The sequence below is a fragment of the Micromonospora sp. NPDC049529 genome (genome assembly GCF_055586685.1).
In genome coordinates this window covers 186,440-204,410 of sequence record NZ_JBVJHT010000010.1, presented here as the reverse complement: position 1 = coordinate 204,410, position 17,971 = coordinate 186,440, and the positions used below count along the sequence as shown (strand labels likewise).

The 17,971-nt window shown below is 72.7% G+C and carries 17 protein-coding genes and 1 pseudogene; 1 reads left to right on the top strand and 17 read right to left on the bottom strand.

The window, feature by feature from the left end:
• Window positions 1-31: 31 nt before the first annotated feature.
• The 8 genes from ACZ6QQ_RS19215 to ACZ6QQ_RS19180 form a co-directional block, all read right to left on the bottom strand.
• On the bottom strand, window positions 32-991 hold the full coding sequence (locus ACZ6QQ_RS19215; protein WP_465877773.1) for a VOC family protein: 960 nt from the start codon (window positions 989-991) through the stop codon (window positions 32-34).
• A gap of 40 nt (window positions 992-1,031) precedes the next feature.
• The gene (locus ACZ6QQ_RS19210; protein WP_465877772.1) at window positions 1,032-1,604 is read right to left on the bottom strand and encodes a TIGR03086 family metal-binding protein; all 573 of its coding nucleotides are present in this window, start codon (window positions 1,602-1,604) and stop codon (window positions 1,032-1,034) included.
• Between the two features lie 145 nt (window positions 1,605-1,749).
• Window positions 1,750-2,253, bottom strand: coding sequence for a DinB family protein (locus ACZ6QQ_RS19205; RefSeq protein ID WP_465877771.1), 504 nt, complete (start codon window positions 2,251-2,253; stop codon window positions 1,750-1,752).
• Between the two features lie 102 nt (window positions 2,254-2,355).
• The gene (locus tag ACZ6QQ_RS19200) at window positions 2,356-3,591 is read right to left on the bottom strand and encodes a styrene monooxygenase/indole monooxygenase family protein (protein ID WP_465877770.1); all 1,236 of its coding nucleotides are present in this window, start codon (window positions 3,589-3,591) and stop codon (window positions 2,356-2,358) included.
• Window positions 3,592-3,616: 25 nt separating this feature from the next.
• Window positions 3,617-4,246 (bottom strand): GTP-binding protein, encoded by a 630-nt coding sequence (locus ACZ6QQ_RS19195; RefSeq protein WP_465877769.1) that lies wholly within the window; start codon window positions 4,244-4,246, stop codon window positions 3,617-3,619.
• A complete protein-coding gene (locus ACZ6QQ_RS19190) occupies window positions 4,224-4,547 on the bottom strand; it encodes a DUF742 domain-containing protein (protein ID WP_465877768.1) in 324 nt (107 codons plus the stop codon). The genes ACZ6QQ_RS19195 and ACZ6QQ_RS19190 overlap by 23 nt, the downstream gene beginning before the upstream one ends.
• Before the next feature lie 131 nt (window positions 4,548-4,678).
• The gene (locus tag ACZ6QQ_RS19185; RefSeq protein ID WP_465877766.1) at window positions 4,679-5,140 is read right to left on the bottom strand and encodes a roadblock/LC7 domain-containing protein; all 462 of its coding nucleotides are present in this window, start codon (window positions 5,138-5,140) and stop codon (window positions 4,679-4,681) included.
• Window positions 5,121-6,533, bottom strand: coding sequence for a sensor histidine kinase (locus tag ACZ6QQ_RS19180; protein ID WP_465877765.1), 1,413 nt, complete (start codon window positions 6,531-6,533; stop codon window positions 5,121-5,123). The genes ACZ6QQ_RS19185 and ACZ6QQ_RS19180 overlap by 20 nt, the downstream gene beginning before the upstream one ends.
• A 262-nt stretch (window positions 6,534-6,795) precedes the next feature.
• Here ACZ6QQ_RS19180 and ACZ6QQ_RS19175 point away from each other — a divergent pair, with 262 nt between their 5' ends.
• Window positions 6,796-7,557 (top strand): SDR family NAD(P)-dependent oxidoreductase, encoded by a 762-nt coding sequence (locus ACZ6QQ_RS19175; protein WP_465877764.1) that lies wholly within the window; start codon window positions 6,796-6,798, stop codon window positions 7,555-7,557.
• A gap of 122 nt (window positions 7,558-7,679) precedes the next feature.
• Here ACZ6QQ_RS19175 and hpnH read toward each other — a convergent pair whose 3' ends face one another.
• From hpnH to ACZ6QQ_RS19130, 9 genes and pseudogenes are all read right to left on the bottom strand, one after another.
• Window positions 7,680-8,687, bottom strand: coding sequence for an adenosyl-hopene transferase HpnH (hpnH, locus tag ACZ6QQ_RS19170; RefSeq protein ID WP_465877763.1), 1,008 nt, complete (start codon window positions 8,685-8,687; stop codon window positions 7,680-7,682).
• Window positions 8,684-9,640: a 4-hydroxy-3-methylbut-2-enyl diphosphate reductase gene (ispH, locus tag ACZ6QQ_RS19165; protein WP_465877973.1), complete on the bottom strand. Its 957-nt coding sequence runs from the start codon at window positions 9,638-9,640 to the stop codon at window positions 8,684-8,686. The genes hpnH and ispH overlap by 4 nt, the downstream gene beginning before the upstream one ends.
• Window positions 9,641-9,727: 87 nt before the next feature.
• Window positions 9,728-10,159: pseudogene (locus ACZ6QQ_RS19160) on the bottom strand (phosphorylase family protein); the annotation flags it as partial.
• 59 nt (window positions 10,160-10,218) lie between these two features.
• The gene (shc, locus tag ACZ6QQ_RS19155; RefSeq protein WP_465877761.1) at window positions 10,219-12,489 is read right to left on the bottom strand and encodes a squalene--hopene cyclase; all 2,271 of its coding nucleotides are present in this window, start codon (window positions 12,487-12,489) and stop codon (window positions 10,219-10,221) included.
• Window positions 12,489-13,538: a polyprenyl synthetase family protein gene (locus tag ACZ6QQ_RS19150; RefSeq protein WP_465877760.1), complete on the bottom strand. Its 1,050-nt coding sequence runs from the start codon at window positions 13,536-13,538 to the stop codon at window positions 12,489-12,491. Before ACZ6QQ_RS19150 ends, shc begins: the two co-directional genes overlap by 1 nt.
• Window positions 13,535-14,884, bottom strand: coding sequence for a hydroxysqualene dehydroxylase HpnE (gene hpnE / locus ACZ6QQ_RS19145; protein ID WP_465877759.1), 1,350 nt, complete (start codon window positions 14,882-14,884; stop codon window positions 13,535-13,537). The genes ACZ6QQ_RS19150 and hpnE overlap by 4 nt, the downstream gene beginning before the upstream one ends.
• Window positions 14,881-15,774: a squalene/phytoene synthase family protein gene (locus ACZ6QQ_RS19140; RefSeq protein WP_465877758.1), complete on the bottom strand. Its 894-nt coding sequence runs from the start codon at window positions 15,772-15,774 to the stop codon at window positions 14,881-14,883. The genes hpnE and ACZ6QQ_RS19140 overlap by 4 nt, the downstream gene beginning before the upstream one ends.
• A complete protein-coding gene (locus ACZ6QQ_RS19135) occupies window positions 15,771-16,928 on the bottom strand; it encodes a squalene/phytoene synthase family protein (RefSeq protein ID WP_465877757.1) in 1,158 nt (385 codons plus the stop codon). The genes ACZ6QQ_RS19140 and ACZ6QQ_RS19135 overlap by 4 nt, the downstream gene beginning before the upstream one ends.
• A gap of 170 nt (window positions 16,929-17,098) precedes the next feature.
• Complete coding sequence (locus ACZ6QQ_RS19130) at window positions 17,099-17,941, bottom strand: DMT family transporter (protein WP_465877755.1); 843 nt, start codon at window positions 17,939-17,941, stop codon at window positions 17,099-17,101.
• Window positions 17,942-17,971 lie beyond the last annotated feature (30 nt).

Genomic DNA, 17,971 nt, shown 5'->3' with positions numbered 1-17,971 from the left:
CCGATGGTTACGGGCCATCGGTAGTCGAGGGCTACGGGTAGTTGCTGATCTCGATCAGGTTGCCGTCCGGATCGCGCAGGTAGACGCTGTTCATCGGCCCCATCGCCCCGGTGCGCGACACCGGTCCCAGTTCCACCGGCACCCCTTCGCGGGCCAGGTGGGCGAGCACCTCCGCCAGCGGGGTGCCGGCGACGAAGCAGAGGTCGGCGCTGCCGGGCGTGGCGCGGGCCGCGCGCGGGGTGGGCTCCGCGCCGAGCTGATGCAAGTTGATCTTGCTGGTGCCGAAGGCCAGCGCCCGCCGGCCGTTGTCGAAGCTCACCGGCCGCATCCCCAGCGCCCGCCGGTAGAAGTCGACCGTACGGTCGAGATCGGCCACCGTCAGCACCAGATGGTCGAGCACGTCGATCTGGACCGCCGCGACCGGCCGCTCCCCCACCCAACCACCGTCGAGGTCGAACAGGTGCTGGCAGGTTTGCCAGGCGGCCGGCGACATCCGTGACCGGGCCCGACCGAACAGCCGCCACAGCGCGGGACCGTGCTCGGCGGCCAGGGCCGGGTTGTGACCCAGCACGTCGAGTTCGTTCGCGACGGTGATCTCCACGAAAGCGCGAAGCTCCGCCTCGGTCGGCTGGTCCACGGTGCCGGTGAACCGGTCGGTGAACGGCACCGGGCCGGGTTCGCCGAGCCGGGGGTAGACGGCCCGGCGCTCGCAGCTGCCGTACCGGTAGACCAGCGCCTCGGCGTCCACGCCGATCACCTCGACCAGGGTGGCCCGCTCGGACGGCTGGAGCGGTGCGGTGTCGAATCCGTCCGTGCCGTAGCTGGCGTGACAGAGACCCGCCAGTTGGACGTCGGGCGACGCGCCCCAGGCGACGAGCCGGTCCGCGACCCGGCACAGGTGGTCGTAGAGCGTCCCACCCGGATGGGCGATCTCCTCCGTGCCCCGCGCCCGCAGGAATTCTTCCGCCGAAAGTCGCGTGTCCCCGTCCACCCGCTCAGTTATAGACCGCCGCGCCGGGTACGGCAGTCGGTCAGCTCACGTTCCGGCCGCTGAACGCGGCGAGCCGGTCGTACAGCGGTGCGTCGTCGGGCAGCGGGGTGGCCTCGGCGATGTGGAAGCCGTCCGCCTCCGCTCCCCGGAACTCCGGCCGGAGGTTCGCCTCGCTCCAGCCGAGCGCGAGCCGGCCCAGTTCCGGATCGAGATCGGTCGGCTGGGCGGTGGCCTTGGCGATGTCCCAGCCGTGGATGACGAGTTCGGTGATGTGCTGGCCGAGCGCCCAACTCGCCGGGATCACCCCACCCGGCAGGGTGTGCGTACGCTCCAGCGCGCCCGGCTGCCGCCACGCCGCCAGCAGCGCTCCGGCCGCCGTACGGTAGGCGGCGTTCCAGTCCGTGCCGATGACGTCACCGTCGCTGTGCCCGCGCCGGCCCGTCTGCGCCACCTCGGCGAACCGGTGTGCCTCGTCCACCACGTGGTTGACCAGCGTGCGCACGTCCCAGGACGCGCACGGGGTCGGCAACGTGGCCTGTTCCGGCCGGATCCGGGCGATGACCGCCCCGGTCTGGTCGAGCGCCCGTGACAACATGGTGATCGGATCGTCCACCGGCTTCATGGTCGGCTGCCCCTCGTGTGGGTTCGGCGTCCGCCCGATGCGTCCGCCTCCACGGTTAGGTCGCGGCAGCCGCCGCCGTCTCGACATCCCGGCCGGAGAAAAATCACCGGCCGGGATGACGTCGATGCCTCGGTCGTCACCAGGACCCGGTGGACCCGTCGGTCAGTTCGCGCAGGATGTCGATGTGCCCGGCGTGCCGGGCGGTCTCGTCGATCATGTGGACGTAGATCCAGCGCAGCGACACCCGACCGAGCTGGTCGTGGCTGCCGGTGTCGTCGAGCCGGTACCCGGCGGCCGTCGCGCGGGACCGGGCACACTCCCGCGAGTACGCCTCCAGCAGCTCCGCCATCGTGGTCTGCTCGACCGACCAGCCGCCGTCGGCGTCCTCGTCCGGGGTCGGGTGCCCGGCCAGGTGGTGCTGGAACCAGTTCCGCTCCACCACCGCCAGGTGCCGCAGCACCCCGGCGAGCGTGGTCTCGGAGGGGACGAGCCGGCGCTTGGCGTCGGCGTCCGGCACCTCGTGCAGCTTGGTCACGATGACCCGGCGGTAGAAGTCGAGAAAACTCTCCAGGACCTGACGCTCGTCAGCGGTGACGACGAGTTCCGGTCCGAACGGCGGGGTGAGCGACATCGTCTCCATGACCCACCGTAACCGAATCAGCCGGCTCCGGTTGCCCCGCAAGCCCCCGCACGGTGGCCGGCGGTGGCGTCTCCGTCCACAGAAGACGACAAACCCGCCCGGTCAGCCGGCGGAGGCGAGGTAGGCGGCGGTCTTGGCCGGGTCCATCAGCCAGTCGCCGAAGTCGTTCGGGTCGGAGAAGCCGTTCGCGAACCGGCGGGCCACCGTCGGGTTGGTCGACGCGACGCCGAGGATCTGCTGCACGTGCTCGGGCAGCGGCGCCAGCATCGCGTTGGTCCAGTCGGTCACCGCCGCCCCGGTCCGGTCCCAGAAGCCGGCGAAGGTCGCCTCCATCCAGGCCCGGTCGAACGGCTGGTCGCCGTGCCGGACGATCGCCTCCAGGTACGCGGCGGCACACTTCGCCGCGGTGTTGCTGCCCTGGCCGGTGATCGGGTCGTTGGAGATAACCACGTCGGCCATGCCCAGCACCAGCCCACCGGAGGGAAGTTCGGCGACCGGGTGCCGGACCGTCGGGGTGTACCGGCCGGAGAGGGTGGCGCGGGCATCGGTCAGCTCGACGGCGGCGCAGCGGTCGTACACCCAGGGGGTGTAGCGACGGGCCAGGTCGAGCGTCAGCTTGAGCTGCTCCGCCGGGTCGCGCCGCTCCTGCCACAGGTCCAGCGGCCCGTCCGGCACCGCCTCCCAGAACAGGATGTCGCAGGGTCCGCTGCGGGTCAGGCCCGGAATGACGAACAGCTCCCCCAGACCCGGTACGGCGTTGAAGCCGACGCTCGGCGCCGGGAACCGGGGATCGGGTGCCAGCCCGTGCACGTACGACACCGCCAGCCCGCGCTGCGGCGCCGCGTACGGCGAACGGGCCGGGTCCCGGTCGAAGACGCCGACGAGTTCTCCCTTTCCGGCGGCGACGACGGTCAGGTCGTACCGGCCGATCCGGGTCAGCCCGTCCAGGTCGGCGGTGGTGACCCCCTGGTAGTGCACGATCCCGCCGCGCTCCTCGAACAGCTCCAGCCAGGCAGCCATCTTCAGCCGCTGGTCGGTGCTCTGCCCCGGGTGGTCCAGCGGGGCGACGATGCTCAGTGCACGCTGACCGGGCGGGGCGGAGAGCGAGACGTGCAGCCCCTCGATCCGGGGCGCGGTGTCCTCCCAGAGGTTCAGCCCGTACGCGCGCTCGGTCTCCAGGGCCACGTGGAACATCGCCTGGGTGCTCGTCACCCAGCCCGCTCGGATCTCCTCCGGGGTACGCGCCGACATCAGGGTCACCTGGTAGCCCTCGGCCAGCAGGCTGAGACCGAGTTGCAGGCCGGACTGTCCGGCGCCGACGATCAGGATTTTCCGCATCGTTTCTCCCGAGGGGTGGTAGGGACTATCGGTGGGCGGAAGCCGGGGCGGGGGCGGTGTACCGGCCGGTCGGGGCGCCGCCGCCGGTGCGCCGGATGGTGTGGTCCACGACGCTGAGCAGCGCGCGGGCGACCGAGCCGCTGTCCCGGGCGTCACAGGTGATCACCGGTACGTCCGGGTCGAGGGCGAGCGCCCGGCGTACGTCGGCCAACTGGTGCACGAGCCGACCGTCGAAGAGGTTGACGCAGACCACGAACGGCAGGCTGCTGTCCTGCTCGAAGTAGTTGACCGCCGCGAACGACACGTCCAGGCGGCGGGTGTCGACCAGCACCACGGCACCGACGGCGCCCCGGCACAGGTCGTCCCACATCGGCCAGAACCGCGCCTGTCCGGGCGTACCAAAGAGGTAGAGGACAAGGTCTTCGGCGACGGTCCGCCGGCCGAAGTCCATCGCCACGGTGGTCGTGGTCTTGTCGATGCCCGGGTCGAGCCGGTCCACGGGCTCGCTCGCCGCCGTCATCCACGCCTCGGTGTTGACCGGCGGGATCTCCGAGATGGACCCGACGAAGGTGGTCTTACCCACCCCGAATCCACCGGCTACGACGATCTTCGCCGAGGTCGGCACGGGCGGCTCAGGCGAGCTGTAGGAGGCCATCGCGGAGTCTTTCCAGAAGCCGGGAATCGAACGGGGACGAGTAGGTCTCCGGGTGGACCTGCAACCGGTTGGTGGTGGCGAGGTCGTCGATGACGACCCGGGTCACCCCGAGCGGCATCCCGGAGTACGCGGAGAGTTCGGCCACCGAGGTGGTCCGCCGGGCCCGGTCGTAGAGCGTCCTGGTCTCCGGCGGCAGACCGGCGGCGAACCGCGGATCGTAGTACTGCACCGAGATGAGGGTGTGCACGAAGAGGCGCTGCCGGGTACGGGTACGGCCGCCGGTCAGCACGTAGGGTCGCACCTTCCAATGTGCGGTAGCCACGGTGGCGTTCGCTCCCTCGTGAGTGCGGGTGGAGGATCGCCGACGGGTACGCCCGGAGTCCGGGCCGCCGCTGTCGGCGCGTCGTACGCGGGTGTGCGGTGCCGTGGTCGTCAGCCGGCAGCCTGGCTGGCGGTACGCCGTTGCAGGTCGCTGCGCACCTGCGGGCTGAGCAGGTGACCGACCGAGGCCACGAACTTCGTCATCTGGTACGCCACCACCCGCAGGTCGCAGCCGCCGGTGGCGGCCACCGCGAGCCCGGCCGAGTCACCCACCCGCATGAACAGCAGGTGCCCGCCGGGCAGGCGGACGGTGAGGTACTCGGAGAGCCCCAGGTCGAGCAGGGCGGCACTGCGGTCGGCCATGCTGAGCAGTCCGGAGGTCAACGCGGCCAGCTGGTCGCCGAGGTCGCGGGGCACCGTCTCCGAGGCGACGAGTTGCAGCCCGTCCAGGCTGACCAGGAGGGCGTGCGTCACCCCGGACGTCTCGGCCGCGAACCGCCCGATCAGCCAGGCGAAGTCCTGCGGGGAGTGGGCTGCGGCCGGGCGGGGAAGCTCATTGCGCGGGCTGGTCATCACGGTGTCCTTCGGAACGGTTGCTGGGGTGGGGTTCCCGGCCGTCGCGGAACCCGGCGGCGAAGTCGATCGTCTCGTCCGGCCAGGCGAGCTGGTCGGATCCGACCGTCGGGCCGGCCGGTGCGGACGGGCGCGGCGGTGGCATGTCCCCGCGCAGGCTGGCCGGTTCCCGCCGGGGCAGGCCGCCCCGGGCCGCCGACGGTCCCCGCCCGTTGTGCGGACCGGCCGGATCACTACCGTTACGCGGGCCCAACGGGTCGCCGTTGACGCGCGGACCGGACAGGTCACCGTTGATGCGTGGACCGGCCGGGTCACCGCCGTTACGCGGGCCCGACGGGTCACTGCCGTTACGCGGGCCGAACGGGTCGCCGCCGATACGTGCACCCGGCAGGTCACTGCCGTTGCGCGGGCCGGACGGATCGCCGCCGAACCGTGGACCGGGCAGGTCGCCCACGGTGCGCGGGCCGGCCTGGAGGTGGCCGGGCGGCGGGGGTGGCGGGTGCGCGGGGAGATGACCGGAGGGGAGCTGGCGGCTCGGCGGGGCGTGCGGCGGGGCCTCCGGTACGGACGGAATCTCGCAGAGCAGCCCGACGGGGAGCAGCACGGTCGCCGTCGTGCCGCCGGAGGGTCGGGCGGTCAGTCGTACGCCGATCCGGTGCGCGGCGGCGAGACGCTGCACCACCAGCAGGCCCAGCCGGCTCGCGCCGGACTCGACCACGGTCACCGGAGCGGTGCTGGCCAGCATGTTGTTGACGTCGACGAGCTGTGCGGCGTTGAAGCCCAACCCGGTGTCCTCGACCCGCAGCAGCACGCTGCCCACCTCGGTCAGGTGGGCCGAGACGGTCACCGGCGCGGTCGGTGGGGAGAACCGGGCCGCGTTGTCCAGCACCTCGGTGAGCACCCGGATCACGTCGTCCGCCGCGAAGTCGACCACGGCGAGATGGGCGATCACGCCGAGGCGTACCCGGGGGTAGTGCTCGATCGCGGAGGTCGCCGCCCGTACCACGTCGAGCAGCGAGGTGACCTGGCGGCCGGCGTCGTCGACCGTCCGCCCGGCCAGCACCAGCAGATTTTCCGCCTGCCGGCGGATCCGGGTGTTGGCGTGGTCGATCCGGTAGAACTGGGCCAGCCGGCCGGGGTCCTGTTCGTCCGCCTCGACCGCGGCGAGCTGCCCGCCGGTCTGGTAGGAGGCGGAGAGGATCCGCAGCGCGAACTGTTCACAGAGCGCCGGCCAGGCCCGTGCCGCCCCGGCGTCCGGACCGGGTACGCCGGGAGCGGGGCCCGGCGGGGCGGCGGAGGCGTACGGGCCGGTCGGCTCGGGCGTGAGCCGGTCGTCCATCGACGGGTCGAGCCAGCGGGCGACCCGACGTCGTAGTCCACCCGGCCGGTTCATCGGCAAGCCTTTGAGCAGCACATATCCTGTTCTTCCGGATCAGTGATGAACTCACCACGGGCACACCATTTATTTATGGTTCGAGGGTTTTGCGTCATAGCTCGCTGTAGCTAATCAGTCCCGGACCGGAACGGCAATAGGGGTTCGCGCTCCACACGCGGTGCATACCCCTAGGGGAAGGCGCATCGACGACCAGATATGCGGCACGCCGAGTTTGTCCGGTCTGCCGGTCTTCGGGGCGCCGAGCGGCGACACTACCGGGATGGGAGTTTTCCGCATCGACGGCGCTACCGCGCTGGTCACCGGTGGGTCGTCCGGCATCGGCGCGGCCGCCGCCCGGCAACTCGCCGGCGCCGGCGCCAGGGTCTTCCTCGCCGGCCGGGACGCCACTCGGCTCACCGAACTCGCCGACAAAATCGGCGGTACGGCCGTCATCGGCGACCTCACCGAACCGGCCGGCGCCGCCGAACTGGCCGAGCGGGTGCTGACCGAGGCCGGGCGGGTCGACGTGCTGGTCAACAACGCCGGTCAGGGCTGGGCCGGGCCGCTGACCGGGATGACCGAGCCCGACATCGCCCGGATGGTGGCGCTCAACCTGAGCGCGCCGATCCTGCTCACCCGCGCCGTACTGCCCGGGATGCTGGCCCGGGGGCGGGGACATCTCGGCTTCGTCGGGTCGATCGCCGGCCGGCTCGGCGTACGCGAGGAGGCGGTCTACTCGGCGACCAAGGCCGGGCTGAGCGTCTTCGCCGACAGTCTGCGCCACGAGGTGGCCGCCCACGGGATCGTGGTCACCGAACTCGTGCCGGCCGTGGTGGAGACGGCGTTCTTCGTCCGCCGGGGTCGCCCCTACGACCGCCGGTCACCCCGCCCGGTCCCCGCCGAACGTGCCTCCGCCGCCCTGCTCACCGCCATGTTCGCCGCCCGCCCCGAGGCCTACCTCCCCACCTGGCTCCGCCTCCCGGTAGCCATCCGAGCCACCCTCCCCCACACCTACCGCACCCTCTCCCGCCGCTGGGGCTGACCCGTTGATCTAGGGCAAAGCCGCTGGGGCTGACCCGTTGATCTAGGGCAAATACGTGTTAATAGAGATCCACTAGCGCCCATATGCCCTAGATCGACAAGGCGGGGTGGGGCGGAGTGGGGTCAGCTTGCGGAGCGGAGGGCTCGGATGGACTGGGTGAGGGAGTTCATGGTGGCCAGGACGGCGGTGGGTTCGTACCCGCAGTGGGCCATGCAGTTGGCGCAGCGGGAGTCCTTGCCTCGACCGTAACTCTCCCAGTCGGTGGTTTCGATCAGCTCCTTGTACGTCTTCGTGTAGCCGTCGTTCATCAGGTAGCAGGGGCGCTGCCAGCCGAAGAGCGAGTACGACGGGATCGCCCAGGCGGTGCACGGGAAGTCGACCTTCCCCTCCAGGAAGTCCAGGAACAGCGGCGAGTGGTTCAGCCGCCACTTGCGCCGCCGCCCGTCCGCGAACGCCTTGCTGAACATCGACCGGGTCTCCTCCACCCCGAGGAAGTGCTCCTGGTCCGGCGCCTTGTCGTAGGCGTACGCCGGGGAGAGCATCATCTGGTCGACGGCGAGTTCGTCGTTGAGGTAGTCGAGCACCTCGATCACCGTCTGCGGGGTGTCGGTGGAGAAGAACGTGGTGTTGCTGGTGACCCGGAAGCCCCGCCGCTTCGCCTCCCTGACCGCCGCCACCGCCTCGTCGAAGACACCGTCCTTGCAGACCGAGGCGTCGTGCCGCTCCTTCAGCCCGTCGATGTGCACCGCGAAGGAGAAGTACGGCGACGGCCGGAACTTGTCCAGCTTCTTGATCAGCAGGGCCGCGTTGGTGCAGAGGAAGACGTACTTGCGGCGCTTGACCAGCTCGTTGACGATCACGTCGATCTGCGGGTGCATCAACGGCTCGCCACCGGCGATCGAGACCATCGGCGCCCCGGACTCCATCACCGCGCCGACCGCCTGCTCCACCGGCATCCGCCGTTTGAGGATGTCCGCCGGGTGCTGGATCTTGCCGCAGCCGGCGCAGGCGAGATTGCAGGCGAACAGCGGCTCCAACTCCACCAGCAGCGGAAAGTACTGCTTGCGGCGCAGCTTCTGCTCGATCAGGTAGCGGCCGACCCGAATGCTCTGACGCAACGGCATACTCATCGCGGACGTTTCTCCTTCGGCAGGGTGAAGTGCACATCTTCGGTGCTGGTCGTACGTTCCCGAACGGCCCGCGCACCGAGCCCGACCAGGGCCGCGACGGTCGCGTCGACCAGGTGCGGCGGGGCCGAGGCTCCGGCGGTGACGCCGACGGTGCGGACACCGGCGAGCCAGCGCAGGTCCACCGCGCCGACGTCGTCGACCAGGTGGGCGGGGGTGCCGGCCCGGTTGGCCACCTCGACCAGCCGGATCGAGTTCGAGGAGTTCGCCGAGCCGACCACCAGCACCAGGTCCGCCTCGTCGGCGATCGACCGGAGCGCGACCTGACGGTTCGTGGTGGCGTAGCAGATGTCGTCGGAAGCCGGCCCGGTCAGCGCCGGGAAACGGCGGCGCAACACGTCCAGCACCCCGCTCACCTCGTCCACCGCCAGGGTCGTCTGGACCAGGTAGGAAACCCGGCCGGGGTCGGCGACCTCGACCCGTTCCGCCTCGCGGGGGCTCTGCACCAGGGTGATCCCACCGGGCACCTCACCGAGCGTGCCCTCGGTCTCCTCGTGTCCGGCGTGGCCGATCAGCAGCACCGTACGACCCTGGCCGGTGAACCGGCGCGCCTCGCTGTGCACCTTCGTCACCAGCGGGCAGGTCGCGTCGATCACCGGCAGCCCACGGGCGGCGGCGGTTTCGCGTACCTCGGTGGAGACGCCGTGGGCGGAGAAGACGGTGACCGCGCCGTCGGGCACCTCGGTCAACTCGTCCACGAAGACCGCACCGCGCCGGCTCAGGTCGTCGATCACGTGCGTGTTGTGCACGATCTGCTTGCGCACGTACACCGGGGGGCCGTGCCGCTCCAGGGCCTGCTCGACCACCGTGATGGCCCGTTCCACCCCGGCACAGAACGACCGGGGCGCGGCCAGCACCACCTCCCGTACGGTGGTCGCCGCCGCCCACTCGGTCAGCACCGGCCCGACCAGGGTCAGGGTCCGCAGCGCGGTCGCGACCCGGCCCAGGGTGGCGGCCCGGAACAGCGGCTCCGACGCGACGTCGGCGATCACCCGTACGCAGGCGGTGGGCCGGTCCGGCGGGCCGGCGAGCAGCGCGGACGACTCGGTGTCGACGGCCAGCGCCCCGGTCGCGGCGAGCCGTTCCCGGTCGGCGCCGTCGATCAGGCGGTTACTGCTCACCACGGGTCCCAGGTGCACGGTGAGCCCGAGCCGGCGCAGCGACGCGGCGATCATCGGCGCCGACGGGCAGGCCAGGGCCGCATCCCCGGTCCGGCTGTCCCGGCGTACCTCGGTGGCGACGACGACGTCGCCCGGCCGCAGCGCCGGGTCGAGGCCACCGGCGATGCCGGCGACCGCGAGGGCCGGGGTGGCGCCGTAGCCGGCGGCGGCGCGGGTGGCCCGGAGCAGACCCCGACCGGTACGCCGCAGCGGCGCACCCGCCGGCAGCGACCGGCGCAGCGCGTGCGCCTCCATCCGCATCGGGGCGAACAGCACCCAGTCGCCGTCCCGGTCGGTGCGTTCGCCGAGCCCGGTCATCCGCGCCCCCGAACGGAATCCGAGCCGGTCGTGGCCACGGAAGCGGCGGCACCGGTGCCCGGTTCGGCGGTGGACAGGTCGGCGCTCGGCAGGTCGGCGCTCGGCAAGTCGGCGGCGGGCAGGGCAGCGGTGGACAGGGCAGCGGTGGACAGGTCGGCGGTGGGCAGGTCGGTCAGGATGCGGCCGAGGGCGCTGATCGGGAAGACCAGCCGGTACAGGTGGTAGTTGATGTAGAAGTGGCCGGGGAAGCCGGTGCCGGTGTACTGCGGCTCGTCCCAGCCGCCGTCGGCGCGCTGGGTCGCCAGCAACCAGTCGACGCCGCGCCGGGCCGGTTCGCTGTCGCCGGCCCCGGTGGCGTGCAGGGCCAGCAGCGCCCAGGCGGTCTGCGACGCGGTCGAGTCGCCCCGCCCCCGCCAGGAACGATCCCGGTACGACCGCAGATCCTCGCCCCAGCCGCCGTCCGGGTTCTGCGCCCGGTGCAGCCAGCCGATCGCGCGTACCAGCACCGGGTCGTCGACCGGCAGGCCCGCCGCGACCAGGGCGGGCACCACCGCCCCGGTGCCGTACACGTGGTTGGCGCCCCAGCGGCCGAACCAGGAACCGTCGCGTTCCTGGGCCCGCAGCAGCCAGGCCACCCCGCGCCGGACCGCCGCCGAGTCGGACGGCCCACGGGCGCAGAGCGCCTCCACCACGTGCGCGGTGACGTCCGCGCTGGGCGGGTCGATCACCTCGCCGAAGTCGCAGAACGGCAGGTCGCGGGCGATCGTACGGGTGTTGTCGGCGTCGAACGCGCCCCAGCCGCCGTCGCGGCACTGCATCCCGCGCAGCCACCGCTCGCCCCGTTCCAGGGCTTCGGGCGTACGCGGGTCGCCGGGGCTGCGCCGCAACGCCAGCAGTACCTCGGCGGTGTCGTCGGTGTCCGGGTAGCCGTCGTTGTCGAACTCGAACGCCCAGCCGCTCGGCGGCAGGTCCGGCCGGCGGACCGCCCAGTCGCCGCCGACCCGGATCTCCTCGTCGAGCAGCCAGCGGTTGGCCCGTACCAGGGCCGCATGGTCGTCCGGCAGGCCGGCGTCGGCGAGCGCGGTCACCGCGAGCGCGGTGTCCCAGACCGGCGACTGGCACGCCTCCAACCGACGCAGCTCCCCCTGCGGGGTGGCCTCCCGTACGGTGAAGCGGTCCAGCCCGGCCAGCCCGGTACGCAGCACCGGGTGGTCGAGCGGGTAACCGAGCAGGTGCAGCGCGATCAGCGAGTAGACCCACGGTGGCTGGATGCCGCCCCAGGAGCCGTCCGCCTCCTGCCGGGCCACGATCCACTCCGCGGCCCGGTGCAGCGCGTTGCGGCGTACGGCCCGTACCGGGTGTCGCTCGTACCCGCGCAGCACCCCGTCGAGGCGCTGGAACCAACCGGTACGGGTCCGCAGCGAGGTGACCGGTACGGTGCGGATACCGGTGCGCAACTCGTCCAGGGCGAAGCCGAGCGGGCGGACCGGGCGCAGGGCCCGGACGATCGACAGCGGCACGATGGTCTGCCGGGCCCAGCAGGCGAAGTCGTAGATGTTCAGCGGTACCCAGGACGGCAGCAGCACCACCTCGGGCGGGACCGCCGGGATCCGGTCCCAGGGCCATTCGCCGAACAGGGCCAGCCAGATCCGGGTGAAGACCCGGCTGCGTTCGATGCCGCCGTGGGCGAGGACGAACTCGCGGGCCAGGCGCAGGTGGTCGTCGTCCACCTGGTCCCCGGCCAGCCGCAGCGCCGCGTACGCCTCGATGGTGGTGGACAGGTCGCCGGGTCCGCCGTGGAAGTTGGCCCAGCTCCCGTCGTCCTGCTGCTGGCTGCGGATCCACCGGGCGGTGGTCTCGGTCTCCTCGTCGGTACGGATGCCGAGGAACTGCCGCATCAGCAGGTCCTCGGCTTCCATGGTCACGTTGGTGGCCAGTTCCCCCTGCCACCAGCCGCCCGGTTGCTGGCCGGCGAGCAGGTGTTCGCGGGCCCGGCCGAGCCCGGCGACCAGCCGCTCCCGCCGGTCGTCACCGGTCGGGTCGACCGGTACGTCCAGCGCGGCGCCGCCCGCCGACCCGATGCCCGGCACCACGGCCGAGTCGACCGCTTCCGCCACGGCCAGGTCGACGGCCCGCTCGACGCCGAGTGCGACCGCCCCGTCGACCGCCTGCCCGACGGCGGGCTCGACCGCCCCGTCGACCGCGCCGCCGTCGACGGCTTCGTCGACGGTTCCGTCGACGTTCGACTCGGAGCGGGTGGTGGCCATCAGTGGTCCCGGCCGGTCATGAACCGGGCGATCTCAACCAGTTCCCGGTGCACATCGGCCAGCGCGTTCGCGTCCGGGCCACCGGCGGTGCCGAGTTCGGTCAGCCGGTCCAGTTCGGCGAGGGCCTCGGTGAGCAGCCGGTCCGCCTCCTTCTCGGTCCAGTCCCGGGCGCCGGTCTCCTCGATCAGGGTGGCGGCCAGCGCCAGGTCGGGGCCGGACAGTTCACCCGGCGTGGCGTACAGCTCGCGGAGCTGGTCGCTGGCGGTGCCGCCGGCGGTGAGCGCGCGGACCACCGGCACCGACTTCTTCCGGGCCACCAGGTCGGACAGGACCGGCTTGCCGGTGACCGCCGGTTCGCCCCAGATGCCGAGCAGGTCGTCGACGAGTTGGAAGGCGAGGCCGAGCCGGTCGCCGTAGAGGGCCAGGCCCAGGGTGAGCGCGGGCGGGCCGCCGCAGAGCACCGCGCCCAGGGTCGCCGAGCAGGAGAGCAGCGCGGCGGTCTTGTCCCGGGCCATGGTCAGGCACTCGTCCAGGGTCACCGTGTCCCGGTGCTCGAACGCCACGTCGGCGGCCTGGCCGGCGATCAGCCGGCGGACCGCCGCGTTCAGGTAGCGCAGCCCCCAGGTGCCGCCGTGCCCCGGCATCGCCGAGAGCACGTCCCCGGCGAGGCTGAGCAGGGCGTCGCCGGCCAGGATCGCCGGGCCGATACCGAACGCGGCCCAGGCGGTCGGCCGGTGGCGCCGCTCCGCGTCCCCGTCGATCACGTCGTCGTGCAGCAACGAGAAGTTGTGCACCAGCTCCACCGCCACCGCGCCGGGCAGCGCGTCCTCGGCGGTCTTGCCGGCGGCCCGCGCGGAGAGCAGCACCAGGGCCGGTCGCAGCCCCTTGCCACCGCCACGGGTGGTCGGCTGCCCCTCGGCGTCCCAGTAGCCGAGCTGGTAGCCGGCGGTCAACCGGGTGCGTTCGTCGATCCGGTCGAGCGCCGCCCGGATCTCGGGCTGCACGAGCGTGTCCACCTCGGCCAGGAAGCCAGGCAAGGTCATGGTCATCTCAGCGCCTCCGTCGTACTCGATCTCGACCCGAGATGGGCGAGCACGACGTCGGCGGCCTGCCGGCCGCTGCGTACCGCGCCCTCCATCGTGTCCGGCCATCCGGTGTCGGTCCACGCTCCCGCCAGCGCCATCCCGGGCAGCCGGGTGCCCGCCGCCGGCCGGTCCCGGCGGGTGCCGGGCCCCTGCCGGAAGGTCGCCCGGGGCTCGCGGGTGACGAACACGTCCCGGACCGGGGTCCGCCGGGCCGCCGGGAAGAGGTCGGCGAGCGCGGCGAGCTGGCTGCGCCCCAGTTCCGCCGACGGTGTCCGCAGCACGGTTTCCGCCGCCGAGATGGAGGTGACCAGGTACTGGCCCCGGGCGCCGGGCGGGGTCCGGTCGAAGACCCACTGCACCGGGTTGTCCAGGGCGGCGGCGAACTCCAGGTCGGTGACCCGCTCCCGGTAGCGCACGTGCACGTTGACGATCGGCGCTGCGCCGAGCCCGGCCCAGCGCTCCCGGTCGGGAGCCGCCTGGCTCGGGACCAGCCGGGCCGCCTGCGGGTGCGGGACGGCCAGCACGACCGCCTCGGCGGTGAGCCGTACCCCGTCGGCACTGACCCGGAACCGACCCCGGTCGATGGCGATCTCGCGCACCCTGACCCCGGTGTGGACCGTGCCGCCGATGCGGCGCAGCAGCGCCCGCGCGGGTTCGCCGTGCAGTTCGGCCAGCGGCACCGTGGGGCGGCCGATGTCACCGGCGTCGGCCCGGTCGAGCAGCCCGGTCCGGAACACCCGCGCGGCCAACGCGAGCGACGCCCGGTCCGGCGGCGCGTTCAGCGCCGCGACGCAGATCAGCTCCCACAACCGGCGTACGGTCGGCGCGTCCTGCCCGTGCCCGGTGAGCCAGTCGCCGAAGCTGACCTCGTCGTTGGCCGGGTCGTCCGGGTCGACGGTACGCAGCGCGGCGGCGCCCCGGATCGCGGCGAGCCGCTGCCCCACCCGCAACGGCCGGTAGTTGATCAGAGCCGGCAGCAGGTGTGCCGGCGCGGGCAGTCGCCGGGTACGGGTGAGCAGGTGCGGCGGTACGCCGACCCGCAGGATCGGCACCGCGAACACGTCCTGGAGCCGGGCTCCGCCGGCCGTGCCGAGCCGGTCGAGCAGTTGCCGGTACTCGTGGTAGCAGCGCAGGAAGACGTGCTGGCCGGTGTCGACCACGAGATCGTCGCGGCGGAACGAGTAGGTGGCCCCGCCCAGTTCCGGCCGGGCCTCCAGCAGGGTGACCCGCGCCCCGGCGTCGGCCAGGCGCAGCGCGGCGGCGATGCCGGCCAGGCCGCCCCCGACGACGCACACCTCGTCGCCGTTCACGCGCTGCTCCGGGTCATCGCCCGCGCCGCCACGTACGCCTTCTGCCAGCCGGGCAGGGAGACCCGGCGTCGGGTGACCGCCAGCGGGTCGGCGACGATCCGGGCCAGCAGCCGGTGGTAGATGCCGGCCATCGCGGCGACGCAGGCGGCGCTGCGCCGATCGAGCAACGGCAGCAGCCGCAGCCCGGTCCGGTAGTACCGTTCGGCCCGCTGGGCCTGCCAGCGGACGAGTCCGGCGAGCCGGTCCGGTGGGTCGGCGAGGCCGCCGTCGATGCCGGGTGCGAGGGTGCAGCCGAACCGGTCCAGGTCCTCGCGGGGCAGGTAGATCCGGCCGTTGCCCCGGTCCTCGACGACGTCGCGGAGGATGTTGGTCAGTTGCAGCGCGATGCCGAGCGTGTCGGCCAGTTCGCTGGCGACCGACCGGGACACGGTCGGCCGGACGTCGAAGACACCGAGCGAGAGCCGGCCGATCGAGCCGGCCACCTGCCGGCAGTAGCCGACCAGGTCGTCGAAGGTGTCGTAGGCGGTGCCCTGGACGTCGGCGAGGCAGCCGTCGACGAGTTCGTCGAGCGCGGGCAGCGGGATCGGCAGCCGGGAACCGGCGTCGGCCAGGGCGAGCAGCACCGGGTCGCCGCCGGCCTCGGGCAACTGGTGCAGCGCGGCCCGGACCTGGTCCAGCCGGGCCACCTTGGCCGCCGGGGGCAGGTCCCCGTCGCCGAGGTCGTCGATCCGGCGGGCCACCGCGTAGACCGCGCAGAGCGCGCCGCGCCGGTCGGGCCGTAACAGCCGGATGCCGTACGAGAAGTTGCGGGCCTCGACCCGGGTGATCCGCTCGCACTCCCGGTAGGCCCGGTCCAGTGCGGAGCCGGCGGGCCGGCCCGGGGCGGTCATCCGGGCCTCACGATCAGTGTCTTGAGCCACTGCCCGGCGGTGCCGGCACGGGTCGGCCGGGGTACCCGGCTCAGCGGGTCGTGGTCGGAGCGGGCCAGGGCGGCCAGGGCGGCCCGCCCCCCGGCCAGGTAGCCGGCGACCGCCAACCGGGCCCAGCCGTGCAACGCGCCGACCAGCGGCGCGCCCGCGTCCAAGGCGGCGGCGGCCCGTCCGGCCTGCAACCGGATCACCGCCCGCAGCCCGTCGCTGGCGTACGGCGCGGCCAGGTCGTCCGGCGCCACACCGTACCGGTCCAGATCGGTCGTGGGCAGGTAGATCCGGCCCCGGCGGTAGTCTTCGGCGACGTCCTGGAGATGTTCGATCACCTGCAACGCGGTGCAGATCTGGTTGGACAGGGCGATCCGCCGGGCCGACTGCGCCTCGAAGACGTGCAGCACCAGTTCGCCGACCGGGTCGGCGGAGAGGTGGCAGTAGTCGACGAGTTCGTCGTACGTGTCATAGCGGTGCACCGCCTGGTCACGCTGGTTGGCGGCGATGAGCCGGCGCAGCGGTTCGATCGGCAGCCGCCGGTCGGCGACCGTCGGGGCGAGTGCGACCAGCACCGGATGGGTGGGCGGCTGGCCGGCGTACATGGCGCGGAGTTCGTCCTCGAACCGGTGCAGTGCCGCCGACCGGGCCGCCGGGGTGTCGTACCAGGCGGCCGGGGTGTCGGGTCGGCTGCCGCGGGTGGAGCCGGTTGCCGGGTCGCGGGCGGGCGGGCTGCTCGGGTCCTGCGGCGGCATGCCGCCGGGATCGCGGGCGGGTGGGCTGCCCGGGTCGCGGGCGGGTGGACTGTTCGGGTCCTGCGGCGGCTGGCTGCCGGGATCGCGCGGTGGTTCGCTGATCGGATCACGGGCGGGTTCACGGCTGCGCGCCGGCTCGTCGTCCCACAGCGGTACGGGCTCGTCGCCGAGATCGTCCACATAGCGCGCGTACCCGTAGAGCGCGAGCAGGTGCCGCCGGACGGCGCCGGGCAGGATCCGCAGGGCGACCGGGAAGTTCTCGCCGGACAGCGCGGTGTCCGGGATCCGCCGCAACGCGGACGGGTCCCCGGATGGCTGGGCGGCCGGGTCTCCGGGCGGCTGGCTGGAGACGTTGCCGGTCAATTCGAGCACATGCAGCCTCTCGCGCAGAGTCCACCTGTCGACGCGAGCCGGCCGGGACCGCCGCACCAGATGTCAGTAACCCATCACTCGCGCTAAGTAGTCGTGACTGAGCGTACCCAACTTCACCCGCCTGGACGGTGAGGCCGGCGAAGTCTGTTTCAGGTTCCGATCGGGCCGGGCTACTTCGAGCGGGTGGTGCTGGCCAGCGAAATCCCGACGATCATGAAAATCACGGCGACAATTTCGATCACCAGTCGGAACCCGCCGGTGGAGAGCGTCTCGTGGAAGGCGGTTACTCCGATGACTACTCCACCGAACGGGTCGAGCAGGGTGATCGCGGTCAGCGGAGCCGCGATCGGCCCGCTCTGGTACGCGTTCTGGTTCAGGATCAGCGCCGCCGCGCCGACCAGGATCAGGGCGTAGATGTGCCAGTGGGCGAGCAGGGTCCACGGGTGCTTGGTCAGGTCCTCGCTGATCGTCTTCAACAGGGCCGCGGCGACCGCGTACAGCAGGCCGGTGGCGATGCCGAGCAGGGTGCCCCGGTGGGCGTCCCGGGCCCGCCAGGCGATCAGCAGACAGATGGCGATCAGGCCGCCGACCACCCCACCGACGCCCAGCCAGGCCATCGTCGACGGCTGCTCCACCCCGGCCCGGGGATTCGCGGTGATCAGGAAGGCGGCCAGACCGATGATGGCGACCCCGGCCAGGATCAGGTCCTTCGGGTGCGGCCGGCGCTTCTCCAGCGCCGCCTCCAGCGGAATCGCCATGAACAGGCCGCTCATCAGCAGCGGTTCGACCAGCGCCAGCGGACCGAACCGCAGCGCGACCGCCTGGAGCCCGGTGCCGATCGCGTCCGGGATGCCGCCGAAGAGCCAGAGCGGCCGGTGCAGCAACCGGATCAGCAGCCGAGGGTCACCGGCCTTGGTCGGCTTCTCCTGCTTGGCGGCGTGCTGCTCCAGCGCCGAACTGAACGCGAAGAACAGCGCCGAGGCAAGGCCCAACAGGACCGCGAGGAAGACCATCGGATCAGCCCACGCCGCGCGGGCAGGACC